Origin of the sequence: Streptosporangium sp. NPDC049376 (assembly GCF_044466505.1) — a bacterium.
GTDB lineage: Bacteria > Actinomycetota > Actinomycetes > Streptosporangiales > Streptosporangiaceae > Streptosporangium.
Map to the genome: position 1 here is coordinate 67,061 of NZ_JBITMT010000003.1, position 18,029 is coordinate 85,089.

An 18,029-nucleotide genomic window follows, 5' to 3' on the forward strand; every position below is an offset into this window, starting at 1 on the left:
CGCCGGGGCGGGGCCCCCCCCCCCCCCCCCGGCGCGGGGGGGGGGCCCCCCCCCCCGCCCGCCGGCCCGGGGGGCGCCCCCCCCCAGGCCCCGGCCCCCCAGGCCCCGGCCCCCCAGGCCCCGGCCCCCCAGGCCCCGGCCCCCAAGGCCCCCAGGCTTCGGGCCCCTGGACTCCCGGGCACCAGGCCTCTCAGGGCACCGGGGTTCGCAGGGCGTCGAGGACGAGGGCGGGGGAGTCGGCGAACAGCCGGATCACCCTGGCCCGCTCCCTGCGGCCGAGAGGCCGGACCACGGTGACCGGTTCGGACAGTTCGACGACCACGTTCGTCTGGGAGGAGACCGCGACCCCCAGCCGTCCGTCGGTCACGGTGACGGTGCCCCGCTCGTCGTAGGCGCGCGCCAGCCGTACCGAGGAGATCAGCTCGCGGGGGACGCGCAGGTCGAAGTGGACGCCGTAGCGCACCCGCAGCTCCCCCTCGGTCACCACGTGCGGCCGGGTCGCGCAGGCGGCCCACAGCGCCAGCACCAGCACGACCGCGTACGCGTCGAGCACCAGCACCACCGTCCGCACCCCGGACGGCACGCCGAGCGCCCCCAGCAGCAGCTCGACCGCCACCGTCTCGACGACCGCCGCGAACAGCAGCACCAGCAACATCGAGGACTGCTCCCGGACGTACGGCACCGCGGTCGCCCCCGGCGGCACCCCGTGACGGCGGCGCGTCACCCACAGCAGGAGAGCGGCCACGTTGCGCGCCTCGAACCCGATGAGCCTGAGCACCGGGACCGGCACCAGCTCCCGCACGGCCGTACCCAGCGCCGCGCGCCGACCGGCCCCGCCCCGGCGCGCCGCGCGGAACAGCCGCAGCAGGGTCACCGCCTCCAGCAGCAGCACCGCAACGACGGCCACCTCGACGACCACGAGCACCGGCCCCGGTGGCCGCACCCCCGCCGCGGTCAGAACCACGAGCAGCAACTCGGCGGGAAGTACGGCAAGCAGCGCGGCCCGCGCGACCCTGAACATCAGCCCTCACCCCGCACCACGACACGGGCGCATCCGAACGTCATCTCTCACCTCTCAGCGTGGTCAGCACCAGCCGGAACACCTCGATCTGCGCGGGCGACATCTCCGTGTCCAACGCCCCGGCCATCTCCTCGACCGCGTACGGCCCGGCGAAGGCCCCCGCAAGCTCCCCGGGCAGGTGCGCGGCCAGGTCGGCGGCGAGCACGGCCACCCGGGGGTCGCCGGGGTCGGCGTCGGCCAGCTCGTCCAGCCGCCGGTAGAGAAGCCGCCCCCGGGCCAGCGCCTCCGGCTCGGTCAACGGCCGGATCACGCCGAGCATCCTGTCCCTGGCCTCGGGATCGGTGACGCCGTCGAGCAGGGTCAGCAGCTCCCGGTCGAGTTCGGCGATGCGCGACCCCTCGGCGGGAAGCTCGCGCAGCACCGCCGCCAGGCCGGGGGAGACCGTGGAGTCCGGCCCCAGGTCCTCCTCGGCGAGCAGCGCGGCCAGCCGTTCACGTCTGGCGCCGATCGCCTCCTGCTGCCTGGCGAGGTCGGCGTCCAGCTCCATGAGCGCCTCACGCAGGTCCCCGCCCCGGTCGCCGGGGCCGAGCACGTCACGGATCTCGTCGAGCGAGAGCCCGAGCTCCGTCAGCCGCCGCACCCGGGCCAGGACGACCGCGTCGCGCAGGCCGTACTCCCGGTAGCCGTTGGCCAGCCGTACCGGCTCGGGCAGGAGGCCGAGGTGGTGGTAGTGGCGCACGGTCCGGGTCGAGACCCCGGCCAGCGCGGCGAGTTCACCGATCCGCATGCCCTCATTAGAAACGTTGACGTTACGTCAACGTCAACACGCCTCGGCTGGTGCCGTACGGACGACCGGGAGCCACCCGGAGAGCAGCGGGGAAGACCGCTCTGACCAGGCTGTTCATCATTATGTCGATCTTCGTCCCCGGGGGAAGGCACCACGCCAGACGGGCCGGAGTTCTTGGGGGAGCGCATGGCGGTCGACACGGGTGAGGGAAGAGGTGATCATGGGACGGTTGATCCGGAGGCTTCCCTTCCGTCCTGAATCGGGGAAGCCGAGTCGAGGAGGACGTGTGACCGACATCGCCGACGACATCGCCGACTGGCTGTATCCCACCATCGAGAGTGAGATGAACGGCGCCCAGGTTCTCGCGGCGGACGGTGACCTGCTCAGGACCCTCGGGGAGAAGACCCTCGGCCCCGGGGGCGGGGAGAAGTTCATCGACCACATCTCCGGCAGCTCCCAGGTGAAGCTCAACATCATCCAGCGCTACCGGGCGACCCGTGAGGTCGTCGTCGCCTTCCGGCGGCGGGCCGCCTCGGGTGAGTCCCTGAGCACCGAGGACACGCTGGCGCTCACCCGCGCCACGATCAGGGACGAGACCCTGTCCGAGGTCCTGTCGTATCTCGCGGCCGGCTACTACCTGCGCCCCGGGTTCAGGGAGGAGTGGCGTCCGGCCTCCCAACCCTGAACCCGGGCCGGTTCAGATCATCACGTGGGCCTCGGGGTGGCCGACGAAGGAGAACTGGGCGTTACGGGTCAGTTTGATGTCGTCGGCCTGCCAGGTGTGCATGGCCGCGTCGCCGCTGCGCCAGTACACGAAGTTGAACCGGTCGGCCGAGTAGATCTTGACCCGGTCCTCCTTGAGCCGCCGCACCAGCCGGGTGTCCTCGCCCCGGGTCACGTCCTCGAACCCGTAGTGCTTGAACATCTCGGCCTTGCCGAGGAAGGTGCCGCCCTGCACCAGCCAGCTGTAGCGGTGTTCGAGTCCCGGCAGCCGCAGCATCGTGGTGTTGCTGCCCTCGAAGTAGGCGTAGTGCGCGCCCTTGCCGACGAGTTCGGCGTCGGAGTAGTCGAAGGCCCGCACGAGGTCCGACAGGTAGTGCTCGCCGTACAGGTTGTCGTCGTCCATCTTGGCGATGAGCGAGCCCTCCGCGGCGGAGATGCCCAGGTTCATGCAGGCGCCGAGGGAGAGCGACGGGTCGGCGGGCAGCACGACCACGTCGGAGATCCCGGCGACCCGCGCCTTGTCGGCCACCACGACGGGGTCGATGTCGAGGCCGTGCAGCACCATGACGAGCTGGACGGGCCGGTGGATCTGCTTGGCGACCGAGGAGATGGCGTGTTCGATCTGCGCGGCCCTGTTGGTCGGCAGCACGACCGAGACCGACCGCGACCGCGTCTCGACGGGCTTGCCGAGCACCCGCAGGATCTGGTCGACCCGGTGGGTGAACAGGTGCTTGTCGAAGACCTCCCGCATCGCCATGTGGCCCTGCCTGGCCCGCAGCTCGGGGCTGTTGATCAGGTGGAGCACCTGGTTGTAGGACTCGACGGGCTCACGCGCGATCGGGATCAGCGACCCGAAGGTCTCCTCGATGGCCCGCGACCACCCGGAGACGACGGAGGTCGCGCAGGCCGACAGCTCGAAGACGCGGCGGGCGCACATGGTCGGCGAGTCGAGCACCGAGTTGACGTTGAGGAAGACCTTGTACATCTTGTACGCGGCCAGCATCTGGTCGTAGGGCAGTTCGCCCACGATGTGCGGGACGTACTCGGCGGGCCAGGCGTACTTCTCGTCCACGGTGCCGTTGCGGGCGAAGATGTGCAGGCCCAGTTCGCGGACGGGGGCGAGCACGGTCTCCATCTGCTCACGCCGCTCGGGGTGCTTGTCGCGGAAGTACATCCCGGCGAACACCACGTCGTGCAGCCTGCCCTGGCGCTCCTGGATGGGGTTGTGCACCCGGGGCTGGGCGGCGAACTGCAGCACGTCCACCCGGTCGTGCCCGAGGACCTCCCGGTAGCGGGGCACCATGTCCCCGTCACAGGTGAAGACGTAGTCGAACAGCTTGGCCGTGTCGATGAAGAACTCGAAGTTCGGCGGGTCCTCCTTGTTCCAGAAGACCGTGGGGACACCCTCCGCCTTGCACCAGTCGATCAGGGCGCGCAACTCGGGCTTGGGCGCGTTGGAACCGGTCATCTGGTAGCGCCAGCGGCCCTGGTTGCCGTGCCAGGCCGACTCGGCGAACAGGATCTCCGGCCTGCGCTCGGCGAAGATCTCCGGCCAGTCGCGCAGCCCGAACTCGATCTGGTCCCACTCGTACTTGAAGGCCATCCTGGAGAAGTCGTCCAGGATCACCGCGACCTTCATGTCGGGCCGGTTGATCGGCCCGGCGGGCCACTTCACCTGGGGCACGTTCACCACGGGCCCCTGCTGGTCGAGCTCCTCGACCACCTCGGACACGGGCCTGGGCGCCTTGGGGCCCTTGCGGGTGGACATGGCCGCCTTCAGCTTGCCGGGCAGCCGGACGACCCCCGACCCCTTGGCCCCGGTCAGCGCCTCGGCCACCCGGTACGGCCGCTGCACCTTCGTGGACTCCAGCTTCCACTGGGCGTAGTCGGCGCGCGCCTCGGCGATGGCCAGCCGCCGTTCCAGGTCGCGGACGCGCTCCTCGAAGCGCTCGACGACCTTGCGCTCCTCGGGAAGCCAGTTGATCGGCCCAAGACGCTGGAACTTCGGCTCTTCGGGGGTCTGCTCAGACTGCTCAGGGGAACTCATGGGAATCGCCTTTACACCGAGGTCGTGCCAGCGTACGGCGTGCGCCGTACCGAAAGGGCGGTTTACAGGGAATTGGGCGGTATGACCTGGCCTGCGGGGGAGAGGTTGCCTCCCTTGAGCCAGGCGGCGATCACCCGGGCGATCCTCGGACCGGCCTTGCCGTCCCAGAGCGGGGGAAGGTCCCCGGACGGCGTCGTGGCGCCCTCGGCCAGCGCGCGGTCCGCGGCGACGGCCAGCTGCGCCGGGGTGACCAGGCGGTTCGTGCCGTGGGTGATGGTGATCGGCCGCTCGGTGTTCGGCCGGACCGTCAGGCACGGCACGCCCAGCATGGTCGTCTCCTCCTGCACCCCGCCCGAGTCGGTGACGACCAGCGAGGCGCCGCGGACCAGCGACAGGAAGTCGACGTAGCCGAGCGGATCGACGATGAGCAGGTTCCCGCCGGTCACCAGCCCCGCGTCGGCCAGCCGCTGCCTGCCCCTGGGGTGGATCGGCACCACGATCGGCAGGCGCGCGCTCACCTCAAGGACGGCGTCGACGAGCTCCTTGGCCGAGGCCGGGTCGTCCACGTTCGCGGGCCGGTGCAGGGTGGCCACGCCGTACCGGCCGGTCAGGCCGAGGCGGGAGCGGATCGGGGCCGGGTCGAGGTGGTCCAGCGCGGAGAACAGGCTGTCGATCATCGGGTTGCCCACCAGGTGGACCCGCGCCGGGTCGACGCCCTCGTTGGACAGGTGGGACAGCGCGTCCGGCGAGGTGGCGAACAGGATGTCGGACAGCGCGTCCGTGACGACCCGGTTGACCTCCTCGGGCATCTCCCGGTCGAAGGAGCGCAGGCCCGCCTCGACGTGCGCGGTCGGCACGTGCAGCTTGGAGCACACGAGGATCGCCGCGAGCGTGGAGTTCACGTCGCCGTAGACGACGACCAGCGTGGGACGGTGCTCAAGCACGACGTCCTCAAGGCCGGTCAGCAGGGCCGCGGTCTGCCTCGCGTGGGAGCCGGAGCCCACCCCGAGGTTGGCGATCGGCTCGGGCAGACCCAGGTCGGCGAAGAACACGTCCGACATCAGCGCGTCATAGTGCTGACCGGTGTGGATGATGCCCTGCCGCACCCCCAGCTCCGCGAGCCCGCGCACCACCGGGGCCGCCTTCACGAAGTTGGGCCGCGCGCCGAGCACGTGCAGGACGAGGGGATTGTCGGGGTCCGGGGTCGTCCCCGTGGGGGCGTAGTCCCTCATTGACCTCGCCTTTCATGCGGGAGTGGGGCAAACGATGCCTATGGTACGGTCACGGCGTGGTATCCGATGCCAGCACGCCAGACTCCTCAAAGGTTTCCGCGAAGTCGGCCCGTGCCGGGCTGAGCGGCCTGTTGAAGGGATTCGCCAAGCACCCCGTGATCGTCTCCCGGGTCGTGGCGGCCAAGGTCAAGTCCGATCCGGTGCGTGTGGCCCAGGCCGCCGCCGAGACGCTCCCGCCGAGCCTGCGCCCCGTCGTGGGCCGCTTCGCGTGGCCGGCGGCGCGACAGGCCAGGCTGGTCGTCCGCAAGCTCGGCATGCGCATGGTCAAGGGGCCGTGGGCCGAGGCCAAGGAGCACTTCGACTCGGGCCGGATGAGCGAGGCCGTCGCCGTGCTCCAGGGGCACACCAGGTATCCCTTCATCAAGCGCAGGGCCACCTACTACGCCGGTGAACTGGGCGCCATCCAGCCCAACCCGATCCCGCCCAAGGACAAGGTCATCGTGGGGGAGCGGGTCGAGGGGCGGGTGCTGCACTGCGTCACCAACGCGCTGCCGTTCACCCAGGCCGGCTACACCGTGCGCACCCACCGCATCGTCACCGCGCAGAAGGCCGCGGGTCTCGACCCGCACGTGGTGACGAGCTGGGGCTGGCCGATGATGCAGGGCCACGCCGACGCGACGCCGTACGAGGAGATCGACGGCATCCCCTACCACCGGCTGATCCCCGACGGCGGTGAGGTGCCCTTCGAGAGCCAGGGCCGCATGATCAGGGGCGCCGGTGAGGTGACCGAGCTGGTCAGGACCCTCAGGCCGCAGATCCTGCACGCCGCGACCGACCACCGCAACGGCTCGGTCGCGCTGGCCGTACGGGAGCGGACCGGCACGCCGATGGTCTACGAGGTCCGCGGCTTCCTTGAGGAGACCTGGGCCTCGCGCGACCCCAAGCGGATCGGCAGCCAGCGGCACGTGCTCCAGCGCGACCGCGAGGCGTTCATCATGCGCTCGGCCGACGCCGTGGTGACGCTGGCGGAGACCATGGCCACCGAGATCGTCGAGCGCGGCGTGCCGAGGGAGAGGATCTTCCTGGCGCCGAACGCGGTCGACGACTCGCTGCTGTCCGCCGAGTACGACGGCGCCGCGTTCCGTTCCGCGTACGGCATCGCCCCCGGCGAGGTCATCATGGGCTCGGTCTCCAGCATCGTGGCCTACGAGGGCTTCGCGACGATGCTGAGCGCCGCGGCGCTGCTGCGCGACCGGGGGACCCCCGTCAAGGTCCTGCTCGTCGGCGACGGCGCCGAACGGCCCGCGCTGCTCGAACAGGTCGAGGAACTCGGCCTCGGCGACGTGGCGATCCTGCCCGGCAGGGTCGGTCCCGACGAGGCGCTGCAGGCCCAGGCGGCCATCGACATCTTCGTCTGCCCCCGCGAGGACCTGCGGGTCTGCCGACTTGTTACACCATTGAAACCTGTCGAGGCGATGGCGCTCGGCAAGCCGGTCGTGCTGAGCGATCTCCCCGCCCTCTCGGAGCTCGTCGGCTCCGACGGCGCCGGGCTTCTCGTCGCCCCGGGCGACCCCGAGGCCCTCGCCGACGCGCTCGCCGCGCTGCGCGACGACCCCGAACGGCGGGCCGAGATGGGGCAGGCGGGACGGGCCGAGGTGGCCGCCAAGCGCACGTGGAGCCGCGTCGCGGAGACGTACCGTGACCTTTACCGATCACTTACCGCTTGATGACCTTCGGAAGACTCCCAGAAAACAACCGGTTTGTGATGCGTTCAATGGCATTAGACGTGGCTCGTTCGGACTTGAGATAGCCTTTGCGACCATGAAGTGTTGTTTCCGGCATCCCAAGGTCACCCGGTGAGCGAGCGCAACGAGCCCGCCGGCGACACTGGCGCCCCCGTGGGCGGGGCCGGCGAAGGAGGCCGAGTGAGCACCTACGACCTGGCCGTCATCGGTCTCGGATATGTCGGCATGCCCCTGGCGAAGGAGGCCGCGGGGGCCGGACTGCGCGTCGTCGGCTTCGAGGTCGACGCCCTGAAGGTGGAGGCCCTCAACGCGGGCCGCTCCTACATCGACGACCTGACGGACGCCGACCTGGAGCACATGCTGGCCGGTGGTTTCACCGCCACCCTGGACGAGTCGGTCCTGGCCGAGAGCGCGACCGTGGTCATCTGCGTGCCGACCCCGCTCGACGAGGACCACCGCCCCGACCTGTCGGCCGTCGAGGGCGCGACCGCGACCGTCGCCCGTAACCTCTCCAGGGGCACCCTGGTCGTCCTTGAGTCGACCACCTGGCCCGGCACCACCGACGAGGTCGCCCGCCCCATCCTTGAGGCCTCCGGCCTCGCCGCGGGCACCGACTTCCACCTCGCCTTCTCGCCCGAGCGCATCGACCCGGGCAACGCCAAGTACGGCATGCGCAACACCCCCAAGGTGGTCGGCGGTTACACGCTCGCCTGCCGGGAGCGCGCGGTCGGGTTCTACTCCCGCTTCGTCGAGCAGGTCGTGCCGGTCAGCGGCACCCGCGAGGCCGAGATGGCCAAGCTGCTGGAGAACACCTACCGGCACGTCAACATCGCCCTCGTCAACGAGATGGCGATCTTCTGCGACGAGCTGGGCGTGGACCTGTGGGAGGCCATCGAGGCCGCCTCGACCAAGCCGTTCGGCTTCCAGAAGTTCCTGCCCGGGCCGGGCGTCGGCGGCCACTGCATCCCGGTCGACCCGTCCTACCTCTCCTACACGGTGCGCAAGCTGGGATACCCCTTCCGGTTCGTCGAGCTGGCCCAGGAGATCAACGAGCGGATGCCGGCCTACGTGGTCGCCCGCGTCCAGCGGCTGCTCAACCGGCACAGGAAGGCCGTCAACGGCTCCAAGGTGCTTCTGCTCGGCGTCACCTACAAGCCCGACATCGCCGACGAGCGCGAGACCCCGGCCCTCCCGGTCGCGCGGGCGCTCGTCGAGCTCGGCGCCGACCTGGTCTTCGCCGATCCCTACGTCAAACAGTGGCGGGTCGACGGCGTCGAGGTCCCCCGCGAGGAGGACCTGGCGAAGGCCGTCACGGAGGCGGATGTGACGCTGCTGCTCCAGCAGCACGCCGCCTTCGACCTATCGATCGTCGAGGACCACGGCAGGCTCGTGCTCGACACCCGAGGCGTTCTCGCCGAGGGTGAACGCGTCGAGCGGCTCTAGTAACGAAGGGCTGCGCGCAGTGCACGTGCTCGTCATGACGGTGGTGCATCACCCCGAGGACGCCCGGATTCTGCACCGGCAGATCCGCGCGCTGGTGGACGCCGGTCATGAGGTCACGTATGCCGCGCCGTACACCGCGCGGGGCGTCATGGCCCGGTCGTGGGTGAACGGCGTCGATCTCCCCAGGGCAGCCGAGCGTAAGCGGCTCACCGCCGTGCGCGCCGCCCGCAAGGTCTTCAAGCGCATGCGTGGCCAGGTGGATCTCGCGATCGTGCACGACCCCGAGCTGCTGCTCGCGGTCGTCGGCGTGCGCAACCGGCCCCCGGTGGTCTGGGACGTCCACGAGGACACCCCGGCGACCCTGTCGCTGAAGCCCTGGCTGCCCGCGTTCCTGCGCCCGCCGGTGCGTTTCCTGGCCCGCCTGCTTGAGGGTACGGCCGAGCGCCACCTGCACCTGCTGCTGGCCGAGAGCGCCTACGCGGGCCGCTTCCACAGGACGCACCTGGTGGTGCCGAACGAGACGTGGGTCCCCGACCAGGTGACGGCGCCGGGCGGCGACCGGATCGTCTACCTCGGCTGGTTGTCGGAGGCGCGCGGGGTGCGCGAGGCCATCGAGGTGGCCAGGCTGCTACGGCCGCACCGGGTCGCGGTCGAGCTGATCGGCTACGCCGACCCGCAGTCGCGCCCGATGCTGAACGAGGCGGTCGCCGAGGGCCTGCTCGAATGGCGTGACTTCATGCCGAACGACGAGGCGCTCAAGCGGCTCGACGGCGCGCTGGCCGGGCTCTCGCTGCTGCGTGACGAGCCCAACTACCGGCACTCCATGCCCACGAAGATCGTGGAGTACATGGCGCACGGCATCCCGGTGATCACCACTCCCTCGCCACGGGCGGTCGAGCTGGTCGAACGCTACAACAGCGGTGTCGTCGTGCCGTGGCAGGACCCCAAGGCCGTGGCCCAGGCCGTCGTCTTCCTGCGGGACGACGTCAAGGAGCGGCATGGCCAGGGCGCGCGGGGGTACGCGGCGGCCCGTGCGAACCATCACTGGCCGAACTCGGCACGTCGTTTCGTCTCCCAGCTTGAGGCGTGGGCGGGGGTCAAGAGCTGATCTCCGGCACGGGGAAGCCGTTTATGTCCGCCTGATCGTGAGAACGGTAGTGTCCTGAAAGTGCGCTGGCTGACCGCTTTCCTGGGCCTGGCGATCCTCGCAACCGCCGTCGTGGCGGTCGTGATGGTCCTGCCCCGTGGCCAGAGCGCCTCCACGGCCCAGAGCACACCGTCCACCTCTTCGCAGAGCCCGCCGGACCCGTCGGCCTCCCCCTCTGGCACGCCGTACACCGATCCGTGCGGGACGTTCGACACGGCCGTGCGGTCGCCGTACGCGCTGACCGGCTACTGGCTGATCCCCACGACCGACCACTGCACCTGGCGCAGGCAGTTCACGGCCATCCACGAGGTGGGCGGCGACACCGTGATCCGGATCGGCTGGGGCCTGCAGGCCCGCAGGACCTCCGAGGACGGCCGTGTCCTGGAGAAGGAGGGGAGCAAGGCCGACCCCCGCTACGCCTCCTGCGTCGAGGACGGCGTGCCGTGCGTCGAGGCGGCCGAGCGGGACCTCAAGGCGGCCAACCCGGGCAACCGGGTGAGCTGGACGTTCGTCTACCGGACCGACGAGGCGTTCGGCGACGGGCTGTTCCGCTGCCCGGCCTACGAGCGCCGGATCGTCGCCGGGGACACGGTCTTCTACCGGCTGCTCGCGCCCGACGACGGCACCGACGACCCCAGCTGCGACAACGTCAGGAACAGGGGACGCGGCTACCACCTGATCCTGGTGGCCGCCGCGAAGAAGGACAGCCTCACCGAGCTGCTCGACCTCGGCGACCGGTTCGGGGTGAAGGTCTTCCCGGCGCTGCCGCTGGCCCCGCGCGACCCGGCGCAGAGCACCCGCGCCTCGGAGCGCGGCACCGACACCCTGACCACGCTCACCCGGCGCATCCTGCAGGACTACGGCGACCGCTTCGCGAACCGGACCTCGCTCGGCGGGTTCTACCAGCCGTTCGAGCTGCAACTGCGGGACATGAAGGCCGAGCATCCGACGCTGGCGGTCTACGCCTCCCAGCACCAGATCGTCGAACAGGAGATGCCGGGCAAACCCATCCTGGTCAGTCCCTACCTGGACGCGCGCAAGCGGCTGCCGTTCAGCGCGACGCCCCAGGAGGTGGCCAAGGGCTTCGAGGCGCTGGCCAGGACCGGCGTCGGCATCATCGCGCCGCAGGACAGCCGGGGCACGGGCAAGGTGGGGCTGTTCTGGCCCGACCAGCGGGGCCAGCGGGTGGACGAGCGGCTGAGGTCCGTCGTGGGGGAGACGACCAACGGCGACGCCTACCACGGCTCGACCCGCGACTACTACCGGGAGATGGCGGCGGCCAGGACCAGGATGGTCGAACAGGGCTACGACGTGCAGCTCTGGGCCAACGTCGAGGCGTTCGAGCCGTCGTCGGACGAGCCGTGCGCCGCCAGGACGGGCACCAGGGGGCGCACCGACAAGAAACGGCTCGACACCGCGGTGACCCAGGTCGGCCGGTACGTCTCGAAGATCGTCTCCTACATGTGGAGCGACTTCTTCACCTGCGGTTCGCCGTCCCTGTCCGAGGAGGTCGCCAGGGACGCGGGCAGGCCGATCCCGGTCGACGCCGTCCACCGTCCGCGTGACATCCAGGACGGCGTCGAGATCCGCGGCTACGACATCCCGGTCGGCTCGACGGTGACGATCACCTGGCCCGGTCAGGAGACCCCCGAGGTCACCAAGGTCACCGGGGTCGATCTCGAAGCGCTCCCGGCCGACCTGCCGGAACGCGTCAGGACGGCGTGGTTCCCGTTCAACTGGAACGGCGTGCCGCCGGGGACGTGGGTGCGGATCAAGGTGACCGCGCCCGACGGGCGCGCGGCGGCCGAGTCCTTACACGTTCGCGTGGGCCCCTGAGCGGTGTAACGTGCCTGACATGGTTCCGCGCATCCCCGTCAGCGTGGACCTTGTCGTTCTCACAGTGCGGTGCCAGGAGCTGAGCGCGCTCGTCTGGCGGCGGGACAAGCAGCCCTACGAGGGGCGCTGGGCCCTGTCCGGCGGCTTCATCCACCTCGACGAGGACCTCCCCGCCGCCGCGGAGCGCGTGCTCGCCGAGCGGGCGGGCCTGCCCGGGGCGCCGGTCCACCTGGAGCAGCTGCAGACCTACGGCTATCCCGACCGTGACCCGCGCCAGCGCGTCCTGAGCGTGGCCTACCTCGGCCTGGCCCCCGACCTGCCCGCCTCGACCGAGGCCCACATGAGCTGGCAGCCGGTCTCCTCGCTCAGGGAGATGGCCTTCGACCACCGGCGCATCATGGTCGACGGGATCGAAAGGGCCAGGGGAAAGCTCGAATACACCCCCCTGGGCGCCGCCTTCTGCCCGCCCGAGTTCACGGTCGCCGATCTTCGCCGGGTTTACGAGATCGTCTGGGGTCGCGCGCTCGATCCGCGTAACTTTCACCGGAAGGTCACCAAGGCGGAGGGCTTCCTGGTGCCGACGGGCCGTACGACCACCCGTGACGGGGGCCGTCCGGCCAAGCTGTACCGCAGGGGACCTGCGGTTTTCCTGCATCCCCCGATGCTGCGCTCCCTGAAGGAGTAGGTCCGGAGACAGTCCCCACGGGGAAGGCTTCCGACGCATCGAATCTCAAGGGATGAAAACCATTCCCTCGTTATAGACATGAAAATGGTTATCGCTTACGCTATTTCCACACTGAGAGGTTAAGAACGCAAAATCTTGAAATTTCAGGATGTCGTCGGGGTTGTTCCGCGACGATTGTCCTGGTGGTCTCGGCGACCGTGAACCCGGCACCGGACGGCGACGGCTCACCCGGCGAACGGCCATGCCTCCTCACCGTCAGGTGGTGGGGGCGGAGGCCGGGCCGGGGCGGGAACCGTCCGGACGCGTGACGCCCTTCCCAGGCACGGAACAGGCTTTTCTCAAGACAGGAGAGTGCTGATGGCGCGGCGGACACTTGCGCCCGGCGTGGAGATCTTCTCGGTGACGACCGGGACGGTACGGCAGGCGGCGGGCACGACGGGACGTTCCGAGACCGAGCCCCGCGGGCGACTGCGGGCCGGGGCGGGCAACGGCCACGCGGAACGCCGCGCGGGCCGGGCCGTACCCGAGGAGTCCGCGAAGGTGACGGTGCTGCGGACCGCCGCGGGCGAGTTCCTCCCCGTCCAGCAGGAGATCGGCGGAGACCTCGACCAGCTCGACCCGGGAACGCTGCGGACCTTCGAGGACCGTGGGCTGCTGGTCGAGCGTGAACCCCGCTCCTGGCCGGGTCCCGTCGCCGTGGTCGGCGGCGGAGCCATCGCGCTCGCGCTGTCCGAACTGCTCGCGCGGATCGGCGCCGAGGTCCACCGGGTGCCGACCCCGGACGCCGCCCTCGGCTGCGCCGCCGTCAGCTGGTGCCAGGACGACCACCCGCCCGCCGAGTGGGCCAAGGCCGACGTCCTGCTCACCGAACGCTCGATCGCCTGGCAGCGCTGCTCGGTCGAGGGCGCGACCGCGGTGCTCGAACCCATCTCCTCGGGCCCCGAGGACCTCACCCACTCCGACGTCAGGGCCAGGCGGCTGGCCGCCTCCGCCACTCCCGGGCACCTGCAGGCCTACTGGAGCAGCGAGCGCCGCAGAGGGCCCTCCCCGGTCGGCCCCGCCGAGGCCTGGTTCGTCGCGGCGCTGCTCGCCGCCGACCTGGAGGCCTGGGCCGCCCGCCGTACGGTGTCACGGGGGTTGAGGCTGGTCGACCTGATCAGCCTGACCGTGACGGAACAGCCGATCCTCCCGCTGTCGGTGGTCTCCTCAGGGGACGCCTGACCGCGAAACGCCCATGGACAGGCGCCGGGTCCCCGGGGGGGTGGAACCGGCGTCTACCGGCCGGCGACCGGACATCCCACGTCCGGTCGCCGGCCGGACATCTTTCACCCGTTCGGCTCGGAGACCTGCTCGGAGGCCTCCGCTCCGGCATTCCAGGAGGATGCCCCATCCGCCTGCTCCTCATAAAGTAAGGTCATGCCTCGTTTCCGTGCGATTCTGGACACCGTGCCCCCCTATCGGGCGGGCAAGGCCGTGGTGTCAGCCGACGGCCGGTCCTTCAAGCTGTCCTCGAACGAATCCCCCTACGGTCCGCTTCCCTCCGTGGTCGAGGCGATCTCCAAGGCGGCCGCCCAGGCTCATCTGTACCCCGACCCCGGGGTGGGCGCGCTGACCAACGCGCTGGCGGAGCGCTACGACGTGCCCGCGGAGCACGTCGCGGTCGGCGCAGGCTCGGTGACGCTGCTGCAGCAGCTCTTCGAGACCGTGGGCGAGCCGGGGGCCGAGGTGATCTACGCCTGGCGGTCGTTCGAGGCCTACCCGCTGATGGCCGACCTGTCGGGTTCCACCTCGGTGCGGGTCCCGCTGGCCGACGAGACGCACCACCTCGACGCCATGGCCGAGGCGATCACCCCGCAGACCCGCATGATCTTCGTCTGCAACCCGAACAACCCCACCGGCACGGTCGTGCGCTCGGCCGAGCTGGCGGCCTTCCTCGACCGGGTCCCCGAGGACGTGCTGGTCATCCTCGACGAGGCATACCGCGAGTACGTCAGGGACACCGACGTCACCGACGGTCTCACGATCTACCGCGACCGGCCCAACGTGGCCGTGCTGCGCACCTTCTCCAAGGCGTACGGCCTGGCCGGGCTGCGGGTCGGCTACCTGATCGGCAACGAGCCCGTCGCCGCGGCCGTCCGCAAGACCGTGGTGCCCTTCGCGGTCAACCACCTCGCCCAGGTGGCCGCGGTCGCCTCGCTTGAGGCCGAGGCCGAACTGCTCGAACGGGTCGATACCGTGGTCAAGGAGCGCGACCGGGTCCGTGACACGCTGATCTCCCAGGGGTGGACGGTGCCGGTCACCGAGGCCAACTTCGTCTGGCTGCGCCTGGACGGGCGCACCCTTGAGTTCGCCGGGGCCTGCGCGGCCGAGGGCGTCGCCGTACGTCCCTTCGAGGGTGAGGGCGCCCGCGTCTCCATCGGCTCCCCCGAGGCCAACGACACCTTCCTGGCCGTCGCGGAGGCCTTCCTGAAGGGCTGACGCACCCGGGGCCCTGGGGGAAAGTCCCCTGGGGTGTCCCAGGGCTCCCACGGGGCTCTCAGGCCCCTGTGGTCCCTTTTGTAGGAACCCGTCCCTACGCGGGGGCGGGTTCCTTCTCTGTCACGACCGGCGCCTTCCTGCGTTCGGTCGAGACCACCAGCGCCACACCGACGACGATCACCAGGCCCGCGACGACCATCGAGCCGGTGACCACCTCGCTCAGGATGAGTCCGCCAAGGACGACCGCGACGACGGGGTTGACGTAGGCGTAGGTCGAGACGAGGGAGATGGGGGCGTTGCCCAGCAGCCACGCGTAGGCGGTGAAGCCGACCAGCGAGCCCATCACGATGAGGTAGGCGAGCCCGATCCAGGAGCGCCCGGAGACGGCCGCGAGGTTCAGGTGCTCGCCCGACGCCGTGCCGACCAGCGTCAGTCCGACGCCGCCCACGAGCATCTCGACCGTGCTGGCCGCGAAGGGGTCGGCGGGCATCGGGATGCGCGAGGACAGGAACGAGCCCACCGACCACGAGATCGAGGCCAGCAGGATGATCGTGATCGCCGTGCCGTTCGACGCGCCGCTCGCCCCGGTCAGGGAGAGCACCGCGACACCGGCGAACCCGACGAGCACTCCGGCCAGGGTCAGCGCCCGGGGCCTGTCCCGCGCGACGACGCGCAGGATCACCAGCCACAGCGGCACGGAGGCGACCAGCAGCGCGGCCAGGCCGCTGGAGATGTGCTGTTCGGCCAGCGCGACCAGGCCGTTGCCCGCGGTCAGCAGCAGCACGCCGACCAGCGCGGCGCCGCCGAACTGCTTGGCCGTCATCCTGAAGGGGCCCGGTCCCTTCAGCAGCAGAATGACCAGGCTGAGAATCACCGCGGCGGAGGTGAAGCGCATCGCTCCGCTGAGCAGCGGGGGAAGCGTCTCGATGACCACCCGGATGGCGAGATAGGTGGAACCCCAGACCACGTAGACGATCGCCAGCGCGCCCCAGACGAGGAGAGACGTGCGTCTGTCAGCAGCGTCATAAGCCATAGCTCCTGACAATATCCCCTTATATGGAGAAACCTCTCGCGGATTTCAGTCCTTGAGACGACCCTCCCGAACCTCGGAAACAGCAAGCGCCGTCACCCCCGGATGTCCTCGCGGACCCGGAGGGTGACGGCGCGGCGGCCCCGGGGCATGGGCCGTGCTGCAGTACGGCGCAGGCCCCGGAGCCACGGACACACGAAGGTCGCGGCCCAGACCGCGACAGGGGCCCCGGCGGAGGCTGCGACCTCAACGGTCTCAGTGGCCTCGGCGGAGCCCGGACAGCCCTTCTCCACCCCGGAAGCCCCAGGGGTCTCCGAAGTCCTGGCAGGGACTCCGGTGGGGACTTCGTGGGAGGCGTCGAAGGGAGCCTCGACAGCCGCGGCAGCGAACCCGGCGGCCTCGGCGGTCTCGGCGGACCTCAGCGGGTTCCCAGCTTCTCCACGATCAGCCGGTAGAGCTGGCGTGGACGACCGGGCTGCGGAGTGCGGTTCGGCGGAAGCGGCCACGCGAGCCCCTCGTCGACCAGCGTGCGCAGCAACCGCCGTGCCGTACGCGGGGTGACGCCGAGCATCTTGCCCGCGCCCTCCGCGTCCACCACGGTGTCCCCGCCCTCCAGCTTGGCGGCCAGCCGTGCCAGCACCTCCACGCCCTTGGGCTTCAGCGGCCCGCCGCCCTGCGGAGGCATCCTGGGCGCCGGGATGAGCGCCCTGCCCTCCCGGTCGACGGCGAAGCCCTGGGCCTGCTTGCCCGCCTGCGTGCGCGCCAGGGCGGCCCTGGCGTGCGACTCGGCGTCATGCGTCGTACGGCCCATGCCGACCCCGACCTCGACCGCCAGCCCCAGCTCGTCACGCACCCGGGCCGCGAAGGGCAGCACCCGGAAGCCCTCGGTCGCCGTGGCGACCGAGCCGCGTGTCGCGGTGACCATGTAGCTGTGGTCGTCGACCGCGGTCACCGAGGCGTTGATGCGGTTCGCCTCCTGCACCAGCAGCCTGTGCAGCGACAGCCTCAGCTCGTCACGCCAGTAGCGCGGCGCGGCCCTGCGGACCGGCTCGCGGAGCGTGGGAACCTCGACCAGCACCACCGTGAGCTGAGACTCCTCCAGCCTGTGGTGCGCCCCGAGCAGCGCCGCGGTGTGCAGCGCCGTACGGACCGCGGCGGAGGTGGGGCGGATCCTGACCACCGGAACCCCGGCCGTCTGCAGCCGGTCGGCGACGGCGGGCAGGCAGGTGAGCGCCCCGCTGGTGTTCCCCTGGCGCGCCAGGCGCTCGTGGAAGGACGCGATCGTGCCGGTGGCTCCCGGCTCGTCGCGGCTGTGCACGTCCCCGGCGGGCAGCCCGAGGTCGGCGTAGGCCTCCTCGATGTCGGCCCGTCCGAGCACGTCGATGCTGACCCTCCTGGGGTCGATCCGCTCGTCCAACGCTGCCCTGGCCAACGCGGCGATCAGTGCCGCGCCGCCGAGCTGGACATACGTCGCGGGCATCGTCAGCACCCCCGATCGTCTGGCCAGGTCGTAGGGAACCGGGCTGGCGAACAGACAGGCGTCGACTCCCGCCCCGAGGCGGGTCACCTTGTCGGCCGCCTCCTGTTCGTCCCGGTACGCAGCGGCCACCAGGCGGCACGGCAGAGGTGCCGCCGCATGTCCCATAAGCATCACTCTTTCTACGAGGTCATGGGGGCCCACCACACCGATAGTGAGGTCCGGTGTCATGGCACCCGGGCGTGACACTCGTGGAGTTTCTTCGGCCCGCTCGACCAATGTTCGTCCCATCCTGCCGTCCCTGTTGATTCGGCTCTCTTTTGGAACGATCGCTTGCGAGGGCCGTAATGTCACGCCCGTTTAGAGGTCAATTCTTGG

14 protein-coding genes are annotated in these 18,029 nt (G+C 70.7%); 8 read left to right on the forward strand and 6 right to left on the reverse strand.

Annotated features, from left to right (window positions below; all coding sequences use genetic code 11):
* Positions 1–190: 190 nt before the first annotated feature.
* Positions 191–1,021, reverse strand: coding sequence for a hypothetical protein (locus tag ACIBVQ_RS09985; protein ID WP_362912256.1), 831 nt, complete (start codon positions 1,019–1,021; stop codon positions 191–193).
* A 40-nt stretch (positions 1,022–1,061) separates the two neighbouring features.
* Complete coding sequence (locus ACIBVQ_RS09990) at positions 1,062–1,808, reverse strand: MerR family transcriptional regulator (protein WP_362912258.1); 747 nt, start codon at positions 1,806–1,808, stop codon at positions 1,062–1,064.
* A 286-nt stretch (positions 1,809–2,094) separates the two neighbouring features.
* Here ACIBVQ_RS09990 and ACIBVQ_RS09995 point away from each other — a divergent pair, with 286 nt between their 5' ends.
* Positions 2,095–2,493, forward strand: a complete 399-nt coding sequence (locus tag ACIBVQ_RS09995) for a hypothetical protein (RefSeq protein WP_362912260.1) — start codon at positions 2,095–2,097, stop codon at positions 2,491–2,493.
* Positions 2,494–2,505: 12 nt separating this feature from the next.
* On the opposite strand, the gene ACIBVQ_RS10000 is transcribed toward ACIBVQ_RS09995, so the two are convergent.
* Together ACIBVQ_RS10000 and wecB are read right to left on the reverse strand one after the other, a co-directional pair.
* Complete coding sequence (locus ACIBVQ_RS10000) at positions 2,506–4,578, reverse strand: glycosyltransferase (protein WP_386188694.1); 2,073 nt, start codon at positions 4,576–4,578, stop codon at positions 2,506–2,508.
* 62 nt (positions 4,579–4,640) lie between these two features.
* Positions 4,641–5,810 (reverse strand): non-hydrolyzing UDP-N-acetylglucosamine 2-epimerase, encoded by a 1,170-nt coding sequence (gene wecB, locus ACIBVQ_RS10005; protein WP_362912264.1) that lies wholly within the window; start codon positions 5,808–5,810, stop codon positions 4,641–4,643.
* A gap of 56 nt (positions 5,811–5,866) precedes the next feature.
* Here wecB and ACIBVQ_RS10010 point away from each other — a divergent pair, with 56 nt between their 5' ends.
* From ACIBVQ_RS10010 to hisC, 7 genes are all read left to right on the forward strand, one after another.
* Positions 5,867–7,537, forward strand: a complete 1,671-nt coding sequence (locus tag ACIBVQ_RS10010) for a glycosyltransferase family 4 protein (RefSeq protein ID WP_362912266.1) — start codon at positions 5,867–5,869, stop codon at positions 7,535–7,537.
* 198 nt (positions 7,538–7,735) lie between these two features.
* A complete protein-coding gene (locus tag ACIBVQ_RS10015; protein WP_399176771.1) occupies positions 7,736–8,998 on the forward strand; it encodes a nucleotide sugar dehydrogenase in 1,263 nt (420 codons plus the stop codon).
* Between the two features lie 19 nt (positions 8,999–9,017).
* Positions 9,018–10,106: a glycosyltransferase gene (locus ACIBVQ_RS10020; protein WP_352011150.1), complete on the forward strand. Its 1,089-nt coding sequence runs from the start codon at positions 9,018–9,020 to the stop codon at positions 10,104–10,106.
* A gap of 60 nt (positions 10,107–10,166) precedes the next feature.
* Positions 10,167–11,981, forward strand: a complete 1,815-nt coding sequence (locus ACIBVQ_RS10025; RefSeq protein WP_399176774.1) for a DUF4434 domain-containing protein — start codon at positions 10,167–10,169, stop codon at positions 11,979–11,981.
* A gap of 19 nt (positions 11,982–12,000) precedes the next feature.
* On the forward strand, positions 12,001–12,666 hold the full coding sequence (locus ACIBVQ_RS10030) for an NrtR DNA-binding winged helix domain-containing protein (protein WP_352011148.1): 666 nt from the start codon (positions 12,001–12,003) through the stop codon (positions 12,664–12,666).
* A gap of 357 nt (positions 12,667–13,023) precedes the next feature.
* Positions 13,024–13,887 (forward strand): hypothetical protein, encoded by an 864-nt coding sequence (locus ACIBVQ_RS10035; protein WP_386188688.1) that lies wholly within the window; start codon positions 13,024–13,026, stop codon positions 13,885–13,887.
* Between the two features lie 195 nt (positions 13,888–14,082).
* Complete coding sequence (hisC, locus tag ACIBVQ_RS10040; RefSeq protein ID WP_352011146.1) at positions 14,083–15,144, forward strand: histidinol-phosphate transaminase; 1,062 nt, start codon at positions 14,083–14,085, stop codon at positions 15,142–15,144.
* Between the two features lie 94 nt (positions 15,145–15,238).
* On the opposite strand, the gene ACIBVQ_RS10045 is transcribed toward hisC, so the two are convergent.
* Positions 15,239–16,177, reverse strand: a complete 939-nt coding sequence (locus ACIBVQ_RS10045; protein WP_399176776.1) for an EamA family transporter — start codon at positions 16,175–16,177, stop codon at positions 15,239–15,241.
* Positions 16,178–16,592: 415 nt separating this feature from the next.
* The gene (locus tag ACIBVQ_RS10050; protein WP_352011144.1) at positions 16,593–17,882 is read right to left on the reverse strand and encodes a GTP cyclohydrolase IIa; all 1,290 of its coding nucleotides are present in this window, start codon (positions 17,880–17,882) and stop codon (positions 16,593–16,595) included.
* Positions 17,883–18,029 lie beyond the last annotated feature (147 nt).

Excerpts from the sequence above, each read along its gene's own strand:
- ACIBVQ_RS10000 (WP_386188694.1), bottom strand. The coding sequence starts at position 4,578 with ATGAGTTCCCCTGAGCAGTCTGAGCAGACCCCCGAAGAGCCGAAGTTC.
- ACIBVQ_RS10035 (WP_386188688.1), top strand. The coding sequence starts at position 13,024 with ATGGCGCGGCGGACACTTGCGCCCGGCGTGGAGATCTTCTCGGTGACG.
- ACIBVQ_RS09990 (WP_362912258.1), bottom strand. The coding sequence starts at position 1,808 with ATGCGGATCGGTGAACTCGCCGCGCTGGCCGGGGTCTCGACCCGGACC.
- wecB (WP_362912264.1), bottom strand. The coding sequence starts at position 5,810 with ATGAGGGACTACGCCCCCACGGGGACGACCCCGGACCCCGACAATCCC.
- hisC (WP_352011146.1), top strand. The coding sequence starts at position 14,083 with ATGCCTCGTTTCCGTGCGATTCTGGACACCGTGCCCCCCTATCGGGCG.
- ACIBVQ_RS10030 (WP_352011148.1), top strand. The coding sequence starts at position 12,001 with ATGGTTCCGCGCATCCCCGTCAGCGTGGACCTTGTCGTTCTCACAGTG.
- ACIBVQ_RS09985 (WP_362912256.1), bottom strand. The coding sequence starts at position 1,021 with ATGTTCAGGGTCGCGCGGGCCGCGCTGCTTGCCGTACTTCCCGCCGAG.
- ACIBVQ_RS10050 (WP_352011144.1), bottom strand. The coding sequence starts at position 17,882 with ATGACACCGGACCTCACTATCGGTGTGGTGGGCCCCCATGACCTCGTA.
- ACIBVQ_RS10045 (WP_399176776.1), bottom strand. The coding sequence starts at position 16,177 with ATGGCTTATGACGCTGCTGACAGACGCACGTCTCTCCTCGTCTGGGGC.